Raw genomic sequence first — 23,051 nt, 5'->3', positions numbered from 1 at the left:
GTTCGATACGAGTATCGTAGCCAATCAGGGCAGAGGCGTCGAAACCCCAGAACCGACCGGAGCCCTTTGCGGGGCGTGGTTCAGGAGTCCTCAGCGTCCGTGATGGAGTACGAACAGGCGTCGGGCGGTTCGGATCGCCTCCTCGACCTCGGGCATTCCTTGATCGATGATCTGAAAGAGCAGGCGGTCGAACTCGGCTTCCAGCGACACGGCGGAAAGGACCTTCGGCGTTGCCGACGACGATCGAGGCTCGGACGGCGAGGGGGCGGGGGTTGGTGCTGGCCTGGCGGCGGCCGGGGTGTTCCGGGGGCGGCCCCGTTTCGCCTTCGATTTCGAGGGAGTGGCGAGCGTCGCGGCCTCGGGCCTGGACGCGGAGGCCGAGGGCTTGGCAGGTCGGGTCGGCCGGAGGTTACCGGTCAAACCCAGCTTCGCCCGCATCCGGTGGACCAGGGTTTCGCTGATCGACCCGTCATGCCCGGCCTCGTTCCAGGCCTGATTGACGGCCCGATATCCGGCCTTCGGATGGTCGCCGAGGTACGCTCGGGCAAAACTGGTCTTGGTCACCGCGGCATTGCGGGGGGATGCCGTCGCCATTTCGATCTTCTCCAGGAGCAGTGATTTGCGACAATCCCCCAAGTTTACCCGACCCCGCCTCTTTCTCGTCAAATTCAAACTCAAACCCGATCGACACACTCGCCCCCAATCGCCACGACCAGCCCAATCAGCCCACCCGATCCGAGGATCATCGTTGGACTGGGTGGGAGATGCCCCGGGAAGGAGCAACCCCTCAATGACGACGCCCCAAGCAAACGATCTGATTCAGCGAGCGGCCGAGGCGGTGGCCTCGGCCCGAGCCTTGGTCATCGGTGCCGGCGCAGGCATGGGAGTCGATTCGGGCCTGCCCGACTTCCGCGGCCGGGAAGGTTTCTGGCGAGCCTACCCGATGGCCGAGCGCCTCGGCCTGAGCTTCGCCGAGATGGCCAATCCCCGATGGTTCCGCCACGATCCGGCCTTCGCCTGGGGCTTCTACGGACACCGGCTGAACCTTTATCGTGCGACGACTCCACACCCCGGTTTCGCCATTTTGCGGCGGTGGATGGAGCAGATGGCCGGGGGAGGCTTCGTGGTCACGTCGAACGTCGATGGGCAGTTTCAGCGCGCCGGGTTCCCGGCCGATCGTCTGGTCGAATGCCACGGCCGGATCGACGTCTTCCAGTGCGTCTCCTCGTGCGGGGCCGATCTGTTCGACGCCGACCCGACTCCCCTGATGATCGACATGGAGGAGCTTCGGGCCGCCGAGCCGTTGCCCCAATGCCCGCGATGCCACGGCATCGCGCGCCCAAACATCTTAATGTTTGGCGATTTTGACTGGGATGCTTCGCTCACCGACGCCCAGGAGCGGCGGTTCGGGGCGTGGCTCTCGACCGTGATCGACGCGGGGCCGATCGTGGTGGTTGAATGCGGGGCTGGAACGGCGATCTCGACCATCCGATCCCTCTGCGAGCGCACCGCCGAGCAGCTCGGAGGTACGCTCATCCGCTTGAACCCCCGGGCGCCAGAGGTCCCCCTCGGCCACATCGGGCTGCCGCTGGGGGCCGCGGAGGGGCTCGACGCCATCGATCGTCGGCTGGCGAGACTCCGGTAATCGGCGCCCCGACCGGTCGGGGCCGATCAATCGCCCCGCTTGTACCACTTGCTCGCCTGCTCCTGGCCGGCGTCAAGCTCCTCGACGATCGCTTTGAACGCCATCGAAAGGGGAACGTCGCGCTGAAGGCGTTCCAGCTCCTTCGAATCGAGACGAGACGCGGAAGGGCCGAGCCCTTGATCGATCCGACCGCCTCCGGTGGTCAGTTCCATCCACAGCACCGTCTGACCGTGAGCGGCGGCATTGCGCTTGAACTGGGCGCCCCGGCAGTGATTTCCGTTGAGCCGAAGGCGGTTGGGCCCTTCGTGCGAGACGGCGACGATGTAGGTCGTCTTCTTTCCGAATCCAAACCATCCCACGCGCGTGATCCTCCCCAGATGGAGCCCTTCCCCCGAACCGGCCTCGATGCCTCTTTGCATCGTACCGATCCAGGAGCGCCGATTCCAAAAAAATGATTTGAGCGAGGATTTGTGGAACGATCGGAACCGAGCGGCCCAGGTGTCGTTTCCGATCACCGTCGGGCCGCCTCGCAGCGCAGGCCAAGCAGCCGCGTGGTTCCCTGGGTGCGACGGACCCGATCGGCGATCCGGTGGCCGACGACCCAGATCACCCCGCGACGATCTCGGACCACGGGCACCCGCCCGCGATCCGCCAGGGGAATGCGTCGGCCCCGCAGAAAGTCGGTCAGGGTCATCGATCGCCCCCCCATGCCGAGCGGCGCGAAGCGGTCGCCCGGCAGCGGAGCGCTGATGACCAGATGCGCCCCCGAGGCATCGAGGAACGGGTCCACCGCGTCGAGATCGATGCGTTCGTCGCTGGGAACCTCGGGGCCGGGGTCGATCTCGGCCACGATGCGCCAATCGGCCCAAACCTCGGTTCCAGGAATCGGTAAGGTGGCCGACGCGGGGGGAATGACGGGAGCTTCAACCGGAGCCTGAGGAACGAGCCGAACTCGATCGGGACTCAGCAGCAAATCGACCCCGGCCCCGATCGCGTACCGCCCGTGATCGCGGGTGACCAGGGCCGCCATGCGCCGCCAGCGATCACTCGACATCGCCCGTTCGGGCCAACCGGCCCGCCGCCAGACGATTCGAAGAATCTCGGTCCGAACCGACCGGGGGAGGCCGGCCAGTCGATCGCGTCGCAGGGTGATCTCGAACGGCTCAACCGTCACCACCACGGCTCGGGCCAGCCCTGCCGCCTGCCGTTCGGCCTCTCGGGCGGCGTCTCGGCTGCTCTGAGCGAGCCGGATCAGGGCCTCGGTCACCTTCGGGTTGATCGTGGCGAGCCTCGGGAGCATTTCGAGGCGGATCAAGGTCCGCGTTCGGTTCGGATCGGCGTTGCTTGAGTCGTCTCGCCAGGGCTGGCCCAGGGCATTCAGATACGCCCGGACCTCGTCGCGAGAGGTCGTCAGCAAGGGGCGGATCAGCTCGATCCCCTCGGCCAATCGTCGGCGCGGAGGAATGCCCGCCAGTCCTCGAACGCCCGTGCCCCGAATGATCCGGTGGAGGACTGTTTCGGCCTGGTCGTCACTCGTGTGGCCGACGGCCACGGCCTCGGCCGAGCGTTGCCGGGCGATGTCGAGGAGCCACCCGTAGCGGGCCTGCCTCGCGTCGGCCTCGAAATGGGCAAGACGCTCCGGCCGCCAGTGGCCCAGATCCATGGGCAGACCGAGGCGATCGGCCAGTTCGCTTACGAACTGGGCATCGCGGTCGGCCTCCTCGGCGCGGGCTCCGTGGTGCAAGTGGGCAACGGACAGCCGCAGGCCGAGATCCTGCGCCACCTCGCACGATGCCCGTAACAGCGCCACGCTATCGCCCCCTCCCGAGACGGCGAGGACGATCCCCGAGCCTTCCGTCCTGCGCCGCCATCGGCCGAGGAACGATCGGACTCGATGGCGAACGGCGAAGACAGGGTCGGTCGTCATGGTCCCCTCCCCTGGGGTCGGTTCTGGCCCGGCAACATGGTGGCTCAACACTCAGGGCGCCGGCCGCTTCCCCGAACGCTCCGGATCGGAACCGGCCGCCTGAGGTTCCGCTCCGATCGGCCTGAACCGTGCCGCCCGGTTGACCAAAGCACACCCGTGCAGCATCAGGCTGAACTGCGAGGCGGCGAAGCAGACAAAGAAGACCGTCGCCACCCCCGCCCCCCGGTCGATCCAGACCGAGGACGCCGATCGGACCACGGCAAGGCGCTCGCTCGCCTGGTTCAGGCTGGCGAAGAACGTGTCAATCTGATTGCGGACATCCCCCAGCGTGAAATCGACCTCGTCGAGCAATTCCTGAAACTGCGTCCGCTGCCGGAGAGACAGCGCCTGGCCCAGTCGAATCCGATTCAGGGTGCGAGAGGCTTCGTCGAGCAGCGCGGTGGCTTCGTTCAAACTGTCGGCAACGCTCCTCAGCGGTGGCGCGTCGGCCGAGCGCTCCGAGGGACTCCGCCTTGGGAAGAACGGGACCGAATCGAGCAGAACCAGGGCCCGATTGAGGCTGCGAAGGCTGTCTTGCAAGGCAAGAATGAAGGTCTCGGCCGCTTCCAGCCGTTGCTCGATGTCGGGGTCGAGGGCTTCGAGCAACGTCGGGGCGTTCGGGTCGCGCTCGGCGATGCCCGAGAGGTCTTCGACCGTCTCTCCCACAAACCGGACGCGATCGCGGACGGTGTCGATCAGGGTCAACGAGGCGTCTCCCTGTTGCCGGACCAGATCGACGACCTGCTCGAGGTCGGCGATCGAGGCCGGCACCTCCCGGCTCAGGCGATCGGCCAGGGTCCACGACCCGACCACCGCGCCGACCCCGAAGACCGTTCCCAGGGCACCGATGAGAACGGCGAACGCTCCGACAAGCATCTTGAGCAAGCGAGGCACGATCCTGAACACTCCCTCCGGCGACGGGTGGTCGAACCCTTCCCTCTTAACGCTTGAACAGGTCAAGAAAACGGTCTTCGTATTCGGAATAAATACCAAGGCGATCCAGCTCGCGCTTCAGTTCGTACGCTTTCGAGCGATCGCGGGTCGATTCTTCGAACAGGCGGTCGATGCGCTGGCGGTCCTTGGCGCTGACGGCCTCCTCCTCCGATTCTTCGGGACCGTCGGAGCCCAGGAACGCCTCCTCCTCGGTCGGTTCCTGGTGCTGGGTTTCCATCGCATGCTCGACCTGGGAGAGCAGTTCGCCCAGCCGCTGCTCGACATCGACCGCCTGCTCGGCCAGTTCGGTCAGATCGAGCTGAATTTTGGCGATCGTCGAGAAGACTTCGAGCACGCCGAGCGCGGCCTTCGGGAACGGAAGCTGAGCGAAGATGTGCGGCATCTCTCCCAGCAAGCAGGTGCCCGGCAAGCCGGCCTCGGCGGCGACGCCGAGCAAGACGCCGTTGAGCCCGCTGATGTGCCCGTCATCGAGCATCGTCAGCTCCAGTTGCGTCAGTTCGTCGAGCGTTGTCTGGTCGGTCGCCGCGCCGAAGGTCCGCGACTCGTGCGAAGGGTGCATCTGGGTGGCCATCGAGGCAAAGGTAAAGACCCGCTCGACCCCCATTTCCTTGGCGAACTCGATCAATCGACGGCAGAAGGAAAGCTTGCCCCTCGGCGGCTGAGCCTCGCCAATGAAGACGATCAGGTCGTGGCGGCCTTCCGGGTCGTGCCAGGCGAAAAAGCGGCTCCGGGGCAGCCGTCCGGTGCGGATCAGGCCGTGCTTGACCTCGACGTGCTCAACGTCGAACAGTTCCTCGGCCTGGAACTCGGCGACCATGTGCATGCCGAGCTTGGCCATCAGATAATAGCCGGCGCTGATCGCCACATGGCCCATTCCCGGCCAGACGGCGACCATCCAGGGCTTGTGTAATTTGATCTCGTCGGCCATGAGTTCACCCTCCCGATCCGCCTCTCGACACTGGTTGCCACCAGGGCGTTCGAACCCTCTGGCGTTCGTCTCGACCTCCGAGACGACGGCAACACCCCCTTCCAGCATCGGACGAGGTTCCTGAGAATTCTATGCCTGACCGGCGGAACCGGCTTCGATCGTCGATCAATCGCCCCGTTCCGGCGGGTCGATTTTCCGTAATGTTCGCCCAAAACGGAGCGAGGCCCCGCACTTGCGAAGCGTTCCGGAATGCCTTGTTCCTGATCCCCTTTGATCTCGGAGCCCTTTGTTGTCATGGCCATTTACGTTGACGCCGATGCCTGCCCGGTCAAGGACGAGGTCTACCGGGTCGCCCGGCGCTATGGCGAAACCGTCCGGGTCGTGGCCAATGCGCCGCTCCGGGTGCCCGAGCACGATCAGATTGAGCTAGTCGTCGTCCGAGGCGGCTTCGAAGCGGCCGACGACTGGATCGCCGAGCAGATCGGACCCGGCGATCTCGTCGTCACGGCCGACATTCCCCTGGCCGATCGCTGCCTGAAGGCCGGGGCCCGCGCCCTGGGACCGAAAGGCTATCCGTTTACCGACGACTCGATCGGCGAGCGGCTGGCCACCCGGGCGATCCTCGACCAGCTTCGCCAGGCCGGGCAGTACGGCGGCGGGCCGTCGGCCTTTGCCAAGACCGATCGCTCGCGATTCCTGGGCAAGCTCGACGAAATGCTCGTCGCCATTCGCAAGGAACGGGAGCGCGCGGCCCGTCGCGCCCCCGGGTCTGGGTCCGGCTCCGGCTCCGATCAGGGGGCCGCAGGCGGACCGATGTAGGAGCGGGCGATCACGACATCGTCGAACAAAACAACGTTGACCTCTTGCTTCGTCCAGCGGTCGGTCACGTAGCTTTCGAGGGTCAAGGCGTTGGCCATCAAGGTGGGGGAGGTTCGCCAGTTGATCCCGGTCCAGTGGCCGGCCAGCTTGCCGTCGATCCAGTAGGCTTGCTCGCCGTCGGCTTCGCCGGGGGTGTTGTGCTTGAGCATGAACTCGACGCAGATCCACTCCCCCTTGCGGATGTTCGGCTGTTCGGCGGGTCGGAAGGCGTTCCCCCAGTAGCGGCCATCGGGAGAGGCCGTCATCTCGTGCCAGTAGCTGTAGAAGTTCCACTGGCCGGGAGGAGGAAGTCGGCCCCAATCGCCCCAGGCTTCGATGGCGGTCGAGAAGCGCTCATCCCCTTCCGGACGGTTCCCCGCTCCCCCGAACCCGGACCAGCGGTCGCCGCCGGTCAAGCCCTTGTTGGCCCGAAGGGTGACGAAGTGGTGAACGTAGTCGCAATCGGGGTCGAACTTCACGAGAAACCGGAAAAAGAGGGTTTCGCTCGACTCGAACCAGGTGGTCAAGCCGCCTCCGGTATTTTCGGAAAGCCGGGCCTCGACCCGGAGCGCCTTCGACCCGGTGCGAGGGTCGGCGGCCGACTCATCGACCAGGCTCAGCACCGAACCGCCACGGTAGCTGACCTCGTCCCACGTCGCGCCGATGGGAGCATCCCCCTCGAAATCGTCAGCGAAGATCACGTCGGGATGGGCCTCGATCCCACGATCGGCCTCGAACGCCGCGGCCAGTCCGTCGCCCCGAGGCAAGGGGCTGGTCGCGGCCCGGTTGCGTGAGCCGTCCGGATCTCCCCCCTCATCGGGCAAGGCCGACGCGGCAGAGGCCGACGCCAGGACCAGGGCCCCAGCCGTCACGAGGCACCATCGAGACAACGCCAGAATCAAGGGGTTCATGGAGGCCGCTCCGTCGAGTTCGTCTCAAAGGAATGAATCACCAGGGCTCGGGAACGATTTCCGCGTAGTCTATGCCGAGGATCGCCGGATGACGAGAGGACGACACCTCGAATCCTCGTCTACATCCCGGGCCTCACCTTTGGAATCGAACGCCAACCGCGGCACGCAGGATGCACAGCGTCTCTTGGACAGACCGAGTGATCAGGATCACTCCCCCTCGACCTGCCCTCTCATCCGGCTCGGATCGAGAGGGGCCCTCGCGTTCGGAACACATCCCCTTGAGACTCAACCCACGAGGAGGCTTCCCGTGGCCGACGACCCAAACCGCCCCCCCCAGGGAGATGCCTTCGGCTGGGGCCAGAAACCCCTGCACCGAACCGACGAAACGACCGGCGATGAAGGGATCGAGCCGCCCGTCGGCCAGGGACACGACGAGGCCGCCTTCGGCCGAGAGGCCAAGGCTCCCCGAACCCCAAACCGCGCCGACGATCCCCAGGTTCCCGGTGATCCGAGCGGCCCTCGCGGCCCCGACGCCCAGGAATGATTGACGGCACGACCAGAAGTTCCTATCACCTGCGTACTCATCCTTACACATGAAACTGAGGCGATTCCGATGACCAACCGCCGCGCCCCCCATCACGACGAGAAGCCCGACCCTCAGGTCGAGAAACACCGTCCCGACGAGGCCACCCGGCGCGAGGCTGAGCAGGCCGCCCGGACGATGCCCGGATACACTCCCCAGGCCAGGGACGATCACGAAGAACCCCCCGAAGGGTGGCCGAGCTTCACGCCGATGGGCCAGACCGACAACCAAGAGCCCTGAGCGCCTGGGCACCGCGATCCCGCCTCCCTGCACTGCCCTGCCCTTGGCGTTCCCTCGGGCCAGAGCGTTCGTCGTTCCTGCTGAGCAACGGACGGCGACCCGATTTTTTTAAGGAACCTGCCCGCAACCTGAACTAGAGTCAGATATGACTTGCCGCCACTGGGAAGCGAACCGGGGAGACGATCCGCCCCCGGTCGGGCGCCTCGGAGCCTTGGGAAGGTCCGGCAAGACAGGACAAGACACGATCGCCCGGAACGCCGTTTCGACCGTTTTTCCGGCAATCTCGGCGCCAACCCTGCCTTCGATCGACACACACACGGGGAACCCTCTTATGATGCGCCTTGCCTCATCGCTCATTGTCGCCGTGGCGATGCTCGTGAGCCTGACGTCCACCGCGTTTGCTCAGGTCCGCATGACGTACGGCTATCCCACGGTCAGCCGAGGAGCCCAGGTGATCGTCCGCCAGCCCGTCGCGGCCCAGCCCACCGCGGTTGCCGGCATCCCGTACGGCGGTGTTGTCTCACCGTATGCGACCGACCCGGCCTATGCCTATCCGACCATCGCCCCCTACACCACCGGCACCCCCTACTACACCAGTGGCTATGGTTACGGCTACGTGGCTCCGGATGCCGGGGTGATGGTCACGCGCGGATATCCCCGCTACCCGCTCAACTACAGCTACGGTTACGGTCCCGGCTACCGAGTCGGCAACCCGTATGCGCCTCGGATGATCAGTCCGTACGCAGGAGGGGTGCGAAGCTTCGGCCGAGGCTTCCGTGGTCGCCGCTAATGCCTCTCATCGCGGAAACGGCTTTGGCTGGCTGAGCACCGCGCCTCGCCTTCATTCCAGGCGAGTTGCAACGACCGGATCGGGCCCACCCCCACCCACAACCCACCATGCCAAACGGCCCGAGACACCCCCGCGTCTCGGGCCGTCTTTGCGTGCGCCGTCTCGACATGAAAGACGACGCATCACGTTTCGGAGCTTGCAGTTTCGCCAGGTCAGAGCCAGACGAAACGGATCGATGGAAGTCGGCGACCGTTTCGGCACGTCAGGCAAGCCCGGACATTCAAGAAACCGTTGAGGAACGCCGCGTCCCCCGAACGACGAGGGAGCAGCGGGACGTGTCAGTCGATCACTCGTCCAGAATCTTCGGCAGATCGGCGAGCACGCGTTCGATATCAGCCTCGGTCAGTTCACCGGGGCCAAAGGAGTGCTTCGAGCGCAGCTCGGCGAATCGCCAGAGCAGGACCGTCACCTCGGCGTCCTCGGCAATCTTGTACGAGGGAGGACCGGCGGGGGTGTCCATCAGGGTCAGCGGCACCTCTTTGATGCCCTTTTCAGCCGCCAGGTCCCGAAGGGTCGAGACGGCTTTGGCCTCGTTGTCGGTGTCCGTCAGGTGGACGACAAAGGCCTTGAGGTTGGCGTTCTCAGCGACTTTCTCATCAACGGCCTTGACCAAACTGGTCAAGGGCCCGGATGTCGTCCGCGTGAAGATGCAGACGACCGGGCTGGCACCGTAGCGTCAGCGATAACAGAGCTCGTTGCCTTTGTTCGGACCGGTGACATCGTAAACGTCGAAGGCGTTGACGACATCGCCGATCTTCGGCCCGGAATCGGGACCTTGTGCGGACAAGGCCGCCGCCGCACCCAGTGCGGAGACGGTCAGTACCGCCAGGCCCCAGGCGTGCGAAGATCGCAATCGCATAGGGAAAAACCTCCTTCGGAAAGGGCCCAAACCCTTCCTGCCGAGCGGTCGCGTGGACTTCCACTGTCCATCGTTGCCGGAACCGATCCGATCGTCAACGGGACGATCGCGTTTCGTCGCGCGACGATCGCCAGGTTGCTCCCGTCCGAGGCCTTGCGTCGTCGAAACGGTCCAGACGGTTCCCGACTCCTGCCGCGCCTCGTCGCACGAACGACGAGCGCGGCGAGGGGTCGGCGCGCTCCTTTATTCACCGAGAATTTTCGACAGGTCGGCGACGACCCGTTCGACCTCGGCCTCGGTCAGCTCGCCGGGGCCGAAGGCCTGCTTGGCTCGGACATCGAAGAAGCGATAGAAAAGCACGGTCACCTCAGCCTCTTCCGCGATCTTGTACGCAGGAGGGCCGGCGGGGTTTTCCATCAGGGTCAGCGGGATCTTGGAAATCCCGGCATCGGCCGCGATCTTCCGGAGATTCGTGACGGTTTTGGCCTCGTTCTCGGTATCCGTCAGGTGAACGACGAAGGCATTGAGCCTGGGATGCTCCGCCATCGTGTCTTCCACGGCCTTGACCAAACTGGTCAAGGGCCCGGATGTCGTCCGCGTGAAGATGCAGACGACCGGGCTAATTCCGTACTGTCAGACGTAACAAAGCTCGTTGCCTTGGTTCGGACCGGTGACATCGTAAACGTCGAAGGGCGTGACGATTTCACCCAGCTTCGGTCCAGACTCGGGCGCCTGAGCGGACAGAACCGCCGCCGCGCCCAGTGCGGAAACGGTCAGAACCGCCAGGCCCCAGGCATGCGAAGCGCGCCATCGCATCGAAAAAATCTCCTTGAGAACAGGGGAACCACCCCGGATTGATCGGTCGCATGAACACCCGCGTTCCATCGTGCTTGGAACGGTCTCGATCGTCAACCGGCTCGGCGTTCGGGTCAGCGGGCGCTCCCCCAGCACGGGCGTTCCGAACGCTCGGGCTGATGTCTCGGGCCGATCTTGCCGATCTTGTCGGTGTGACGGATCGTCCGGACAGCCGGCGCGCCTGCGTCGCTGGGGCCGGTTTGGATCTGAGGCCGACTGACCAAGGAGGGCGGAAATCATGCCTCGGGGAGCGACCAGGAGCAGGACCAGAAAGGCCCGGCCGGGCTTGGAGTCGCTGGAGGGCCGCCAGCTCTTGGACGGCGGCGGGCTCAGCCTCGGATTCGGACCGGGAGCCACCAGTGCAACGCTCAACCCCGTCGAGCTGCGATCCGACGGCCTTGCCCCCGGCTCGGTGGCGATCTCGTCCGATCAAGGCGCGTCCGATGGCCCCACACTCGCCGATGTCGGCGTGACGATGGTGGCGGCCTCATCGACTTCGGCCGAGCAGTCCGCCGCCCAGAACGGCCTGCCCGAGCCCCCGGTCAAAACCCTGCGTTACACCACGCCTCGCGGGGTGCGGGTCGCCGTCAACCTGAGCGGTCCCGGCACGCTGGCCGGCTCGACGGTTCGGCCCGATGGGGCGCTCGACCTGGTTTACGACGGCACCGGCCCGAACAGCCAGATCTTCGCCCATGCAACCGGCGTTGCTCCGCTTGCCACGGTTCGAGACGCCGACGTGCCGGTGGATGCCCAGGCCGGGGCCGGGGCCAATCAGCTTGGACTGGCCGGATTCCGACCGTTCAACCTGATCGATGGCGGTACGATCAACCTGATCGGCGGCGTCCGTCGCCTTGGCATCAACAACGTCGGCGCGAACACCCAGGTCTTCCTCCGAGAGCTTCCCGAGGTCGCCCTGGAACGCGCCGCTCAGGCTGGACGCGACACCACCTTCGCCACCGATCAGGCCGGCGGCGTCGAGCTGGTCCTGACCGACGGCAACTTCTTCCCGGTCCTGACTCCGGCCCCGGTCGAGCAAACCGGGCCGCCGCCGGGCATCCGTATTCAGATCGCCGGGCGAATCAACGCCGAGCCGCTCGCCCCGCTCCCCCCGGGCACGGATCCCCACGACGAGCTGACGATCGGGAACCCGCAAATTTACGGCTACGATGCGGCGGCCGGTCAACTGCTTCGCTTCGATGCCGTCACGGGAGCCGTCTTGCAATCGACGGTCGTGCCCAGCATCGCCACCTCGGCCGGCGTCAGTACGGCCAAGGTCGACGGCCGCCTCCTGGTCCTGGTCGGTCAGGCCAATCTCGTCCGGGCCTTCGACGCGCTCGATGGCTCGCCGGTCGGCCAGTTCACGACCGACACCCTGCCGGCGATCAACGCCATCGACGGCATCGGCACAACCGACCTGCGCACCGTCCTCATCGACGCAACCTCCGGAGGCATCGGCGCGGCCCAGGGGGTCGATCTCGCGGCGAGCCTCGCCGGCGGTCAGGCAGTTCCGACCAATCCCGCGGCCTTCTCGCCGACACGAGAGTTTACCTTCCTCGGCGGGGCAACTGGTGTTCCCGGCTTCGACCCCCTCGCCGTCCTCGGCCGAGGCTTCTTCGACGAGTTCCAGCCGACGACCGAAATTCTCGGCGCAATGGCGATCGACACCACCGGCACGTCCCTTGAGGAACTCGACCGGACCGGGGCCCCTGGCTTGCCGCTGGCTCCTCCGCTGGGAACCGACGAAGCCCTCGGCAGCGTCGATAGTGCCGTGGCTCGCGTGGTCGGGGTGGACGGTGGAAAGAACCAGGTCAACTTCGTCAGCCGGACCACGCTGGCACGAGTCGGTTCGACCGAACTCGACTATCCGAACCTGCTCAACGGGCTCTCCGAGTCGTTCCGCCCCGAACTGACCGGCACGGCCGTCTTCGACATTCAGGGAGACGTCCAGGCGTTCCTCGCCCAGGATGCCCGAGGGCTGGTGCTCAACACCCTGGGCACCTTGCATCTGGTCGGGATCAACCGCGCCCGCGATTCGTTCATCGCCGGCTTCCCCCTGAACCACGTCTATCTCGGACCAGGAAGCCGCAACGTCTCGCTCGTCACCCCCGCCCCGAGGCCGCCGGGAACCCGGCCCGACGTGATCGTGATTCCCAACCTGCCGCCGATCGGCCCGCTGTTCATCCCCTGATCGCCGTCAGGTCTCAAGGGCTCGTCTGACTGAATCCAGCAAGCCCGCTCCCCTCACGTACCCACGTCGAGGGCGAGCGGGCTTGCCTCGTCAAGGGGGGCACCAATCGGCCCGACCGATGCCAGAGTCCTGGCGAATCCGCCCTCATTCTCACCCGAACCCGACCAGCTTTCCCCTGCGCCCCGATCCCACCCTGTCCGGATTTCTGTGACGAAAAAATTGACCACACCCCAAGTTGCGAGATAAACTGGTCCAGACACTCATGACGTTTTCACCGATGGAACTCCATTTGCATCGCGTGATTCCGACTCAAGAACTCCCCCGCTCTTTCCGACGCCTCGATCCTCTGAGGTTCCCGGAACTCCTTGCCTCGCCCGATTGCCTGGTCCGGCTCGGGCTCCTCGAAGGATTGGCGATCGTGGCCGGGGCCTGCGCCCCCTGTCGAGTCGTCTCTCGCGTCATCATCGATTCGCCACCCTGATGAACTGCCCATGACTGACACGCTCTCTCGTCTTCTCACCTTCCGGCAATACCGCAAGCGAGCCCTGGCCCTCTGCCTGGCGCCCGTGGCCCTGGTCTTCGTGGCTCGATGGATGATCGCGGCGCCGCTGGACGCCGCCGGATCGTTCGCAACGATCTCGGAGGAACCGGCCGATTCGATCGCGGCTCCTCTGAACCCACCGGACCCGCCGGCCCCTCTGGACGAGAGCCTCACGAACTGGCCCCTCGATCCGTTGGAAGGCCCCAAGGCCAAGCAACTCCTGAACGGAGCCTTGACCGACCTGGTCACCCGCCTTGAAGCCCTCCGCGGGTACGAGGCCACCATCTGGCGTCACGAGCGCGTCAACGGCCGATGGCTCATGGAGCAAACCCTTCAGTTGAAGGTTCGCCACGAGCCCGTCTCGGTCTACATGAAAGACATCGGCCGCCCCAAAGGTTGCGAAATCATCTATGTCGATGGGGTCCGCAACGGCAAGCTCATCACCCACACCGGCGGCGGCTTGCTCGGCATGCTCATGCCTCCGATCGAGGTCGAGCCCCGATCGAGCCTGGCCATGTCGCAAAGCCGCTTCCCGATCACCGAGGCCGGCGTGCTTCCCGTCGCCCGCATGCTCCTGAACGACATCCAGCGCGACCTGAACGACCCCAACGCCTCGGTCACGCTCGACCGGATCACCGACGACGAGGGCCAACCCCTCTACCGATCGTTCCATCGTTACGTCGAGCCCTCGCCCGACCGCCCCTTCGCTCGCTTCGAGGTCCACTACGACCCCGAAACCCTCCTGCCCCGCGCCTACTCCTTCCACGACTGGCCCGACGCTCCCGGCTCGGAGCCCGTCCTGGGCGGCCGCTACGTCATCGAGACGTTCGATCCCAGCGTCGTCCTGAGCGACGAGGACTTCGACCCGACGAACCCCGGCTACAACTTCCGCTGACCGCTCCGAAGCATCCGGCCTTCCTTCTCCTTGGGCTCGGGCGCGAACCGTGCCGGCAAGGGTTCTCCAGGTCCGTCTCCTTGACACTGGCCAGGGCAGATCGACAAGATCGAAGACCCTCTCCCAGCACACGCGCTCTTTGTGACGCTCCGATCGACGCCCCCAACGGCCCCGCCCGAGCGAGTCGATGCCGATGACGATGCGCCTCAGAACCCGATCATTCCCCTGCCCTTCGGCGGCAATGGTCCCGATCCTTGCCGTTTTGCTCGTGGTCTCGCCGTCCTCGGCTCAGATCAAGAACGAGAAATACACTCAGGAAGACAAATTCCGACAGCTTGAGGAAGTGCTCCCCACGCCCAACGAGGCCCGCACTGCCTCCGGGGCGCCGGGCAAGGGCTACTGGCAGCAGCGGGCCGACCACGTCATCGACGTCGAACTCGACGACGAGAACCGCCGGATCATCGGCCGCGAGACGATCACCTACACCAACGCCTCGCCCGACACGCTGAAGTACGTCTGGCTGCAGCTCGACCCGAACATCTTCCGCCCCGACGCCGACGCCGTGACCACCGAGACCGCCCCCGGCTTCGGCGATCGCGTCTCGTTCAATGCGCTCAAGGGCATCCTTGCGCGTCAGACCTTTGATGGCGGCGTGACGATCGAATCGGTCGAGGCCTCCTCGGGCGAGGCGCTCGACTACACCATCAACAAGACGATGATGCGCGTCGAGTTGCCGAACCCCCTGCGCACCGGCGAGCAGTTCGTCTTCTCGATCGCCTGGGACTACGCCATCAACGACTCCAGCGTCATCGGCGGCCGGACCGGCTACGAGTACTTCGAGGAAGACGGCAACTGCATCTACGAGATCGCCCAGTGGTTCCCCCGCATGGCCGCCTACACCGACGTCAATGGCTGGCAGCACAAGCAGTACCTCGGCCGAGGCGAGTTCACCCTCGAATTCGGCGACTACCTCGTGCGGATCACCGTGCCCGACGACCACGTCGTCTCCTCGACCGGCGTCCTGGTCAATCCCGAAGACGTGCTCAAGCCCGAATGGATCGAGCGCCTCAATGAGGCCGAGACCGCCGAGAAACCCGTCTTCATCGTCACCCCCGAGGAAGCCAAGGAGAACGAGAAGTCCAAACCTTCCGGCAAGAAGACCTGGATCTTCCGCGCCGAGAATGTCCGCGACTTCGCCTTCGCCTCCTCCCGCAAGTTCATCTGGGACGCCCAGGGGCACGACGTCGGCGGCAACAAGGTCATGGCCATGAGCTTCTACCCGAACGAGGGGGAACCGCTCTGGAGCCAGTACTCGACGGCCTCGATCATCCACACCCTGAACGTCTACTCGCGCTACACGTTCGATTATCCGTACCCGATCGCCCAGTCGGTCAACGGGCCGGTCGGCGGCATGGAATACCCGATGATCTGCTTCAACGGCCCGAGGCCCGAGAAGGACGGCACCTATTCCGACCGCACCAAGTACGCCCTCATCTCGGTCATCATCCACGAAGTCGGGCATAACTACTTCCCGATGATCGTCAACAGCGACGAACGCCAGTGGACCTGGATGGACGAAGGGGTCAACACCTTCTTGCAATATTTGTCCGAGCAGGAGTGGGAAGAAAACTACCCCTCCCGCCGAGGCGAGCCGCAGGACATCGTCTCCTACATGCGCAGCACCCAGCAGGTGCCGATCATGACCAACAGCGAGACGATCCTCCAGTTCGGCCCCAACGCCTACGCCAAGCCGGCCACGGCGCTGAACATCCTCCGCGAGAGCATCCTCGGCCGCGACCTGTTCGACTACGCCTTCAAGGAGTACGCCCAGCGCTGGAAGTTCAAGCGGCCGATGCCCGCCGACCTCTTCCGCACGATGGAAGACGCCACCGGCACCGACCTCGACTGGTTCTTCCACGGCTGGTTCTACACCACCGATCATGTCGACCTGTCGCTTGATAACCTCACCCTTTACACCATCGACACCGGCGATCCCGAGGTCCGCAAGGCCCTCGAACGCAAGGCCCGCGAGGAGGCCCCCACCACCCTCTCCCAGGCCCGCAACAAGGACCTGCCCAAGTTCGTCGACGAGAAGCCCGAGCTGAAGGACTTCTACAACGAGTACGACGACCTCGCCGTCACCGAGGATGAGAAGGAATCCTTCGAGCGCTTCCTCGCCGGCCTCACCGACGAGGAAAAAGAGCTGCTCGCCACCAAGGCCCACTTCTCGATCGTCGAGCTGTCGAACGTCGGCGGCCTGGTCATGCCCGTCATCCTCGAACTGACCTTCGAGGACGACTCGACCGAGGAGGTCCGCATCCCCGCCGAGATCTGGCGCCGCAACGCCGAGCACGTGACCAAGCTCCTCATCACCGAGAAGCCCGTCGTCTCGATCACGCTCGATCCTCACCTCGAGACCGCCGACATCGACCTCGCCAACAACCACTGGCCCCGCCGCCCCACCCCCTCCCGCTTCCAGCTCTTCAAATCCCAGGGCCGCGGCTCCGGCGACAACCCCATGCGCCGCGCCCAGGAAGCCGAGAAGAAGGCCGAGGAGGCCGAAGCGAAGGCGTCGGAGGAGAAGAAGGACGAGGCCACCGACAACGGATCATGAATCGAAAGGCCACGCCGATTCGTCTCGGCGTGGCCTCCCTCACCCGGCCGCTTCGATCGTCACTTTGACCCGTCTCGCTGCGGGCCGAACACTGGTCCTGTATGGTGATTGTCCGTGCGGGAACCTCTCAAGGGGCCTCGATCATGAGCACCATTCCCCAGGACGACCGCATTGACCTGCGGCTCCCGGCCGAACAGAAGCGGCTCATCGAACAGGCGGCCGAGTGGCTCGGCCAGCCGGTCAGCAGCTTCATCCTGAGCCTGGCGATCCCGAAAGCCGTTGAAGTCCTTCACGAACGGGATGTCACGATCCTCTCGATCGAGGAGCGTGATCGATTCCTTGCATTCCTCGACCAGACCGACCCCGAACCCAACGCAGCGATGCGTTGGGCCGCGGAGCGTTCTCGACACATCATCGAGTGAGCGCGTCAGGAACCCTGTAGAGTCCGCTATTCACACCTCCCCTGGCCGGAGCGGTCTGGTCGGAGATCTGCACCACGGACTCTACGGGACTGGGTGGAATCCGACAACCCCACCCAGTCATCCTCAGAACATCTGCTTCGATCCCTTAATTGATGACAAAATCAACCGAATCCTCCACGGAGGGATTGAACGGACCCACCGCAGCATTATATGCTTCTACCTCGACGAAGTAAGTATCGCCAGAAGTATGCCCGGTTGCCGTCTTGGCGTAGGGACCAGAGTCCAAGGAATCCCACGTTCCAAACCTGGCAGGAGCCGGTAATTTCGTAACAAGCAAGCCCATCGAGTCGGTGATATCGCCGGAATTCGAGTGTCGAACTCGGACCTGGACCGTATCGACGCTCGAGGTCAACCACGAGGTGTTGCCAGCAACATGCAACTTCGTGCCCGGAGGCACCGTTGAGCCGTCGGCACTGAAAGTGGTGATGGAAACCGTGGCCGCCACCACATAGAGCGGTTGAGCGAGCAACCCGACGAAGGCCGTGGCGACGATCGGGAACAAATAAAATCGTCTTACAGTCATCATGATATCCCCTAGAATTAGCCTCGCCGAAGTGAGCCAAGCAGGAGTGGCATCTCTCGCCCAACCGGCACTTCGTTGAGGACGCGGGCGTTCATTCACTTCAAGGAACGCTGACGGCCTCACGCCCATTTCGGCTCGCCAACGCACGCCAGACCTCCAGGTCGACGTTGCTTCGCAGGAATTGGACTCGCCCGTCCGCAAAGAGGAGATTCACACCGGCCCCGTGGAAACTTCCCGAGGTCCAGGCCCCCTGCTGATACGCGGTACCGTTCAGGCAACTCTTCTCTCCGGGCGTCAGGACATGATTGTAGAGGCAATATCCCAACTGGCCGAAGAACCAGTTGCTCCCCTTGGGATGAATGGTCACCGGCGTTTCGATGGGATTCACAGCCCGACAGGACTCCGTGAAGCGATCGAGTTGATCCGGCTCGATGAGCCTGGTTGGTGTTTGAAAAACTGAGCGGAGAGGGTCGCGGATCTCGGGAGATTGCGGCCCGATCAACCATTCCGAAACCGCGACTGTATGACTCGTTCCATCGCTGATGTCGCGAATCCGCACCGCCTGAAGTCCTCGAAAGACGCCGTTCTCGCCATATTTCTGGACACCGCTCCCCTGATTGCCCGCATAGTTCGTCGCGGAGGGCCAGCCGGTCAGGATAGAATCGTCGGATGGGCACGTTAAAACATCGAGTTTTATCGACTGAACCGTATGATTGGGTCCTCCGTGCTTAGCAAGATCAAATTGAAAGTTAATTGTGTCATAAAGTGGCGATTGTTCCAGTTGGGGGAGGATCGCCACCAGAAACGATCGAACACTTGGGGGACCGCTCGATGCTGTGGGGAACATTCCAGAGACGGCTTCGTACGCATGCAAGGCAAGCCCGATCTGACGCAGGTTGTTCGCGCACTCCGCACGGCGAAACGCTGAGCGGGCCGCCGAGACGGCGGGGATTAAGAGCCCGGCAAGAAGGGCGATCACGGCGATCACGACCAGAATCTCAATCAGCGTCACCCCTTTTTTTCGACGAATCACCCTAGCCATCTGAAAGCCTCCAAGCGGCACGCTCGCCACAATCGCCGCCACCGCGTCTACTTCGCCACAACTTCAATCTCCGGGGCTTTGAAACTGCGAGACTCCAAAGCCGGAGGTTCGTCCGTTCCCGTGGATTCCTCAACCCACGTCGAAACGGCCTGTGCCTGGATGATGTATTTCCCTTCAGGAGCACTACCAGGCAACTTGAGCGAGCCAAGAAACACGAACGGAGCGTTCTCCGAGTCCCGCGGCTCGCTCGAAAGCGGAAAGCCGGCCGCATCGTAGCTCATCCCACGATGCCGAATGGAAACGCTCAAACTCGTTGGGGCCCCATCACCGGTCAGATTTGCGACCTCGACCCTGACCTCGATCGGTTGCCCAATGGTGACAACCGCTCCCTCGCCTGGTTCAACAATGCGCACTTCATATTCGTTGGGAGTTTCTGTGATCCGGGGCCACTCTTCCCGTGACTGGCCACATCCTGAACACACGACGAACATCAAGAGATTGAGAGGACACTGTCGAACCAGGACATCCCAGCACGTCTTTATTCTCATTCTCTCAATCCATCTGGTTTAAACATGGACTTCTGTACGATTCAGCTTTTCTAGAATATCGGGGGGGGGGGAGTCAAGAAAATTTTCAAGAACATCGAATTGCCTTTTTTTCCATCTCATGGGTTGAGCCCCGTAGTCTCCGGTGCGCGGACCTCTCCCGGCGGCAGCGATCTGCACAGCGGACCCTCCAGGGCTAGGGATTCGATTCGTCTTCGGAGCGGGAGAGGCGATGCAGGGTCTGAAGGGCCTCCTGCTTCGATTCCGACAGGGTTTCGTCCTCCAACCGTCGCTCGATCGATTGGTTCCCCCATTCCCGGGCCACTCGATCCAGTTCCCGAATCATCTCGGGACCGCGTCGCAGGCGGGGCAGGATGGCGGCGAGCCGCTCGGCATGCTGATCCAGCAGTTCCGGGGGCCACTCGAACCAGTCATAGCGGACTCGATCCATGAACCGATCGGCATACACATCCTCGACCCAGTCGGCATGAGGCTGCTCGGCGAGGGCCTCCAGCATGTCGAGTACCTCGTCGGTCGTCGGCTCGCCGGGAAAACGATGCGGAGGAGCGGTCCAGGCGGGGGGAAAATCGCCCCGATCGTGGTCCGACATCAACGCCAGGGCCGCCGTCGGGCCGCCCTCGTCATAGGCCCGGTCGACCCGGTGCGCCCGCAGTTGCTCCGGCTGCGTGATCGGAAGCAAGGCCGCCCAGGCGAGCAGGGCCAGCCCAGTGAAGACGATCGCCCCTCGACCGGCAGAGCGGGGCTCGGGTTCCGCGGGCACCTGCCACTTGGGGATATCCTCCGAGTTGCTCGCGAACCAGATGACCAGGATGATCCAGACCGGCAGGCTCAGGATTCCCCACGCCCTGACCAGCAAGGCCGTCATCGCCACGGCCGACTGCTCGGGGCTCACCCCTCCCATCATGCCGACGACCGGCAAGGGGATGAACCAGAGCGCCGTCAACGCCGCCGCGTCGGCCACCAGCATCACCAGGGGGATCGCCACCCGCACCTTCATCCCGAAGATCACCGAAACGACCTCGACCATCAACGCCACCCGCCAGACCGACACCAACGCCAACGTCCAGAGGTTCGCGCTCACGGCGTCCAGAGGCCGGAGGAATCGCTCGTACGGAATCCCGTACAGCCAGGCCAGGGGCGCGGTCATCCAGTAAAGCGCGAGGAACGAGCCATACGCCCGAGCCATCCCCACCGGCTTCATCCCCTTCAGGCGAGCGAAACCATAAATCGTCAAGAACAACGGGACGCTGATCGCCAGCGAGGCCACGAACGGCCCGAGCAATCGCCAGGGTTCGTGGATCAACCAAACCCGATCATAATTCCTCGCCAATGCCGCCGAGAGCACCAGCAACGCCCCCACCACCAGCGCCTTCCGGTCCGACGCAATCGCCAGGATCGCCCGCCGATCGCCCATCAAATACGCAAAGACCGCTGTGATGCTCATGGTGCTATCCCCGGATGCCTGGCCCAGACCGCTCGCCGAATCGCCCGCCTCCGCTTCGCCGGTTCGGCCGAAAAGACACGACGGACCAGCCCCCGGAACCCCGCTTCCAGCGCCGCGACACTCATCGTATCCGGCTGATACGTCACGTCGAACAGGGTATACGACGACCAGCCGCGCTCGGCCAGCAGTCGCCCCTCCTTGCGGAGCCGATCGTACAACGCCGTCCCCGGAAACGGCGTCTGAAGCGTGAGCTGCGCATCGGCCAGCGGGGCCGATTCCAGGAACGCGCCGAGCCGGTCGAGCGACCCTTCCGTCTCTCCTTCAGCCCCGACCACGAAGCAGCCGATGACCGCCACCCCCGCCTCCTGGATCGCCGCGACCGCCTCCATCATCCGAGCCATCGGGGCCGCCTTCGGCCCCATCCCCGCGTGGCGAATCTCCAACGATTCCAGACCAATGAGCACCTGAACGCATCCCGACGCGGCCAGGCGTTCCAGAATCTCCGGCCGCTCTCCCACCCGCCAATCGACCTCGGTGAAATACCGCACGCGCGACCCGGCCAACGCCTCCAGCAACGGCCCTGTCTCCCGACGCCCGGCGAACGTGTTGTCGTCGGCCAGCTCGACCACCGGGCGCGGCTCGATCGCCCGGATCGCCGCCAGCTCCTCCGCCACCTTCGCGGCCGGCTTCTCTCGCCACGGGCCGAGCAATCGGCTCGCCCCGCAGAAATCACACGCCAACGGACACCCGCGCTGCGTCTGGACCGTGAACCGAGGCCGATTCCCTTTGCCGAGCAGGTCGAACCTCGGCATCGGCGCCTGCCTCAAATCAAAGGGCCGTTCCGCCCGATAGATCGGCTTCAAGGCCCGCCGCTCGGCATCCTGCAACACCACCGGCCACGACGATTCCCCATCCCCCACCACCACGGCATCGACGGATCGACTTGCCTCCTCCGGGCAGGCCGCCGCGTGCAGACCGCCCAGCACCACCGGCACCCCTGCCCGTCGGACCAGGGCGCTGAACCGATACGCCTCCTCCACCGACGCCGTCAGCGCCGAGACGGCCACCAGATCGGGCCGCCCTTCGAGCACCCGCTCGGCCAGGTCCTCCAGGTCCAAGGTTCCCGACTCATGCAGGCTGGCCGACCACGACGCCGGCATCATCCCCGCCAGGGTCAACACCCCCAGCGCCGGCAACTGGCCGATCGCCCCGGCCCGCTCTTGCAGGCCGGGCATCGCCATCCCCAGGTCCCGCATCTCCTCATCCCGGACGCGAAACCCGGTGAACGGCACGAAGGCGACATGAGGCACGCGAATTCCCTCCGGTGGATGCCTCGCCTCGCAGACCTCCGTTACTGGGTCGGCTCGGCGATTGGCTCGGCCTCGCTCGCGGCGACGGGTTCGGCGCGACCTCCCATCACGAGCAGATACCCGATCCACAAGCTCGCCGGAATCAGGGTCAAGACCACCAGCAAGGTCGACGAGCTTCCCGCCCACGCCCCGGCCCCGGCCATGAGCATCCCGACGGGCACCGAGCCAATGACCAGCGCGACCAGGAACCGGCCGAAGTGCATCCCGGCCACTCCGGCGAGCAGGGTCAGCACCTCCGGCAAGATCGGCAAGGCCCGCGAGGCGATGATCCCGGCCGCCCCCCACGAGTCAAAGAATCCTCGGAAGCGGATCATCTCCTCCTCGCTCGCGAGCAACCGGGTCCCCCGATCGCCGAAGATCCGGGCCAGGCCATAGGCGGTCAAGCCCGCCAGAACCGACCCGGTCGAGGCGATCATGCCGCCGAGCAAGGTTCCGTAGAGCGTCCCCAAGGTCGCCATGATCGGCGGGGTCGGGATCGGCAAGACCAGGTCGCCCACGATCAACGACAGCCCGATCAGCCAGGCGAACGGCTTGACCGAGATCAGCCACGCCTGGTAGCCCTCCGACTCGAAATAGGCGTCCATCTGCTCGTGCCAGAGGAAATACGGCGTGAGCAAGACGGCCACAATCACCACGACCAGCAGGATCAATTTGCGGCGGAAGTTCATCGGGAGGATCCCTCCGAGCCGTTCGGGGGTGCGGCGCCTCGGCGCATCGCGGCCATCGCCGGGTGGCAA

At 64.7% G+C, this 23,051-nt stretch carries 24 protein-coding genes; 9 read left to right on the top strand and 15 right to left on the bottom strand.

Annotated elements, in window-relative coordinates; all coding sequences use genetic code 11:
- Positions 1-90 precede the first annotated feature (90 nt).
- Positions 91-594: a hypothetical protein gene (locus GA615_RS00330; RefSeq protein ID WP_152049273.1), complete on the bottom strand. Its 504-nt coding sequence runs from the start codon at positions 592-594 to the stop codon at positions 91-93.
- Between the two features lie 196 nt (positions 595-790).
- On the opposite strand from GA615_RS00330, the gene GA615_RS00325 reads away from it, so the two are divergent.
- Positions 791-1,645 (top strand): SIR2 family NAD-dependent protein deacylase, encoded by an 855-nt coding sequence (locus GA615_RS00325; protein WP_152049272.1) that lies wholly within the window; start codon positions 791-793, stop codon positions 1,643-1,645.
- 26 nt (positions 1,646-1,671) lie between these two features.
- On the opposite strand, the gene GA615_RS00320 is transcribed toward GA615_RS00325, so the two are convergent.
- The 4 genes from GA615_RS00320 to GA615_RS00305 all read right to left on the bottom strand — a co-directional run bounded on the left by GA615_RS00320 (position 1,672) and on the right by GA615_RS00305 (position 5,493).
- Positions 1,672-2,004, bottom strand: coding sequence for a hypothetical protein (locus tag GA615_RS00320; RefSeq protein WP_152049271.1), 333 nt, complete (start codon positions 2,002-2,004; stop codon positions 1,672-1,674).
- 152 nt (positions 2,005-2,156) lie between these two features.
- Positions 2,157-3,572: a tRNA lysidine(34) synthetase TilS gene (tilS, locus tag GA615_RS00315; RefSeq protein WP_152049270.1), complete on the bottom strand. Its 1,416-nt coding sequence runs from the start codon at positions 3,570-3,572 to the stop codon at positions 2,157-2,159.
- Positions 3,573-3,623: 51 nt separating this feature from the next.
- The gene (locus tag GA615_RS00310; protein WP_152049269.1) at positions 3,624-4,505 is read right to left on the bottom strand and encodes a hypothetical protein; all 882 of its coding nucleotides are present in this window, start codon (positions 4,503-4,505) and stop codon (positions 3,624-3,626) included.
- Positions 4,506-4,551: 46 nt separating this feature from the next.
- A complete protein-coding gene (locus GA615_RS00305; protein WP_161602077.1) occupies positions 4,552-5,493 on the bottom strand; it encodes a PAC2 family protein in 942 nt (313 codons plus the stop codon).
- Between the two features lie 294 nt (positions 5,494-5,787).
- On the opposite strand from GA615_RS00305, the gene GA615_RS00300 reads away from it, so the two are divergent.
- Positions 5,788-6,312: a YaiI/YqxD family protein gene (locus tag GA615_RS00300; protein ID WP_152049267.1), complete on the top strand. Its 525-nt coding sequence runs from the start codon at positions 5,788-5,790 to the stop codon at positions 6,310-6,312.
- Here GA615_RS00300 and GA615_RS00295 read toward each other — a convergent pair.
- The gene (locus GA615_RS00295) at positions 6,285-7,262 is read right to left on the bottom strand and encodes a hypothetical protein (RefSeq protein ID WP_201750063.1); all 978 of its coding nucleotides are present in this window, start codon (positions 7,260-7,262) and stop codon (positions 6,285-6,287) included. The two genes, GA615_RS00300 and GA615_RS00295, sit on opposite strands and share 28 nt — an antisense overlap.
- A gap of 307 nt (positions 7,263-7,569) precedes the next feature.
- Between GA615_RS00295 and GA615_RS00290 the strand changes: the two genes are divergently transcribed.
- The 3 genes from GA615_RS00290 to GA615_RS00280 all read left to right on the top strand — a co-directional run bounded on the left by GA615_RS00290 (position 7,570) and on the right by GA615_RS00280 (position 8,875).
- Positions 7,570-7,806, top strand: a complete 237-nt coding sequence (locus GA615_RS00290) for a hypothetical protein (protein ID WP_152049266.1) — start codon at positions 7,570-7,572, stop codon at positions 7,804-7,806.
- A 69-nt stretch (positions 7,807-7,875) separates the two neighbouring features.
- Positions 7,876-8,085 (top strand): hypothetical protein, encoded by a 210-nt coding sequence (locus GA615_RS00285; protein WP_152049265.1) that lies wholly within the window; start codon positions 7,876-7,878, stop codon positions 8,083-8,085.
- Positions 8,086-8,416: 331 nt separating this feature from the next.
- Positions 8,417-8,875 carry a hypothetical protein gene (locus tag GA615_RS00280; RefSeq protein ID WP_152049264.1) on the top strand — a complete coding sequence of 153 codons (459 nt, stop codon included), beginning with the start codon at positions 8,417-8,419 and terminating at the stop codon, positions 8,873-8,875.
- Positions 8,876-9,221: 346 nt separating this feature from the next.
- Here GA615_RS00280 and GA615_RS00275 read toward each other — a convergent pair whose 3' ends face one another.
- The 4 genes from GA615_RS00275 to GA615_RS00260 all read right to left on the bottom strand — a co-directional run bounded on the left by GA615_RS00275 (position 9,222) and on the right by GA615_RS00260 (position 10,610).
- A complete protein-coding gene (locus tag GA615_RS00275) occupies positions 9,222-9,557 on the bottom strand; it encodes a hypothetical protein (protein WP_152049263.1) in 336 nt (111 codons plus the stop codon).
- Positions 9,558-9,611: 54 nt separating this feature from the next.
- On the bottom strand, positions 9,612-9,794 hold the full coding sequence (locus tag GA615_RS00270; protein ID WP_152049262.1) for a hypothetical protein: 183 nt from the start codon (positions 9,792-9,794) through the stop codon (positions 9,612-9,614).
- A 243-nt stretch (positions 9,795-10,037) separates the two neighbouring features.
- Entirely contained in the window at positions 10,038-10,373 is a 336-nt protein-coding gene (locus tag GA615_RS00265; protein WP_152049261.1) for a hypothetical protein, read from the bottom strand.
- A gap of 54 nt (positions 10,374-10,427) precedes the next feature.
- Positions 10,428-10,610, bottom strand: a complete 183-nt coding sequence (locus GA615_RS00260; protein ID WP_152049260.1) for a hypothetical protein — start codon at positions 10,608-10,610, stop codon at positions 10,428-10,430.
- Between the two features lie 277 nt (positions 10,611-10,887).
- On the opposite strand from GA615_RS00260, the gene GA615_RS00255 reads away from it, so the two are divergent.
- The 4 genes from GA615_RS00255 to GA615_RS00240 all read left to right on the top strand — a co-directional run bounded on the left by GA615_RS00255 (position 10,888) and on the right by GA615_RS00240 (position 17,309).
- Positions 10,888-12,837 (top strand): hypothetical protein, encoded by a 1,950-nt coding sequence (locus tag GA615_RS00255; protein ID WP_152049259.1) that lies wholly within the window; start codon positions 10,888-10,890, stop codon positions 12,835-12,837.
- A gap of 491 nt (positions 12,838-13,328) precedes the next feature.
- Entirely contained in the window at positions 13,329-14,273 is a 945-nt protein-coding gene (locus GA615_RS00250; protein WP_152049258.1) for a DUF1571 domain-containing protein, read from the top strand.
- 199 nt (positions 14,274-14,472) lie between these two features.
- Complete coding sequence (locus GA615_RS00245; RefSeq protein ID WP_152049675.1) at positions 14,473-16,887, top strand: M1 family metallopeptidase; 2,415 nt, start codon at positions 14,473-14,475, stop codon at positions 16,885-16,887.
- 143 nt (positions 16,888-17,030) lie between these two features.
- A complete protein-coding gene (locus GA615_RS00240; RefSeq protein ID WP_161602076.1) occupies positions 17,031-17,309 on the top strand; it encodes a type II toxin-antitoxin system TacA family antitoxin in 279 nt (92 codons plus the stop codon).
- A 145-nt stretch (positions 17,310-17,454) separates the two neighbouring features.
- Here the strand turns inward: GA615_RS00240 and GA615_RS00235 are convergent, their stop codons facing one another.
- From GA615_RS00235 to GA615_RS00215, 5 genes are all read right to left on the bottom strand, one after another.
- A complete protein-coding gene (locus tag GA615_RS00235) occupies positions 17,455-17,871 on the bottom strand; it encodes a hypothetical protein (protein WP_152049256.1) in 417 nt (138 codons plus the stop codon).
- Between the two features lie 121 nt (positions 17,872-17,992).
- Positions 17,993-18,934 (bottom strand): DUF1559 domain-containing protein, encoded by a 942-nt coding sequence (locus GA615_RS00230; protein WP_152049674.1) that lies wholly within the window; start codon positions 18,932-18,934, stop codon positions 17,993-17,995.
- A 741-nt stretch (positions 18,935-19,675) separates the two neighbouring features.
- Positions 19,676-20,944, bottom strand: coding sequence for a hypothetical protein (locus GA615_RS00225; protein WP_152049255.1), 1,269 nt, complete (start codon positions 20,942-20,944; stop codon positions 19,676-19,678).
- The gene (locus tag GA615_RS00220) at positions 20,941-22,254 is read right to left on the bottom strand and encodes a B12-binding domain-containing radical SAM protein (RefSeq protein ID WP_152049254.1); all 1,314 of its coding nucleotides are present in this window, start codon (positions 22,252-22,254) and stop codon (positions 20,941-20,943) included. Before GA615_RS00220 ends, GA615_RS00225 begins: the two co-directional genes overlap by 4 nt.
- Positions 22,255-22,295: 41 nt before the next feature.
- Positions 22,296-22,982, bottom strand: coding sequence for a TVP38/TMEM64 family protein (locus GA615_RS00215; protein ID WP_152049253.1), 687 nt, complete (start codon positions 22,980-22,982; stop codon positions 22,296-22,298).
- Between the last annotated feature and the right edge of the window lie 69 nt (positions 22,983-23,051).

Source organism: Tautonia marina (assembly GCF_009177065.1).
Lineage (GTDB): Bacteria > Planctomycetota > Planctomycetia > Isosphaerales > Isosphaeraceae > Tautonia > Tautonia marina.
Note: the sequence above shows the minus strand (reverse complement) of the source record. Positions and strands in the feature narration are given on the sequence as shown.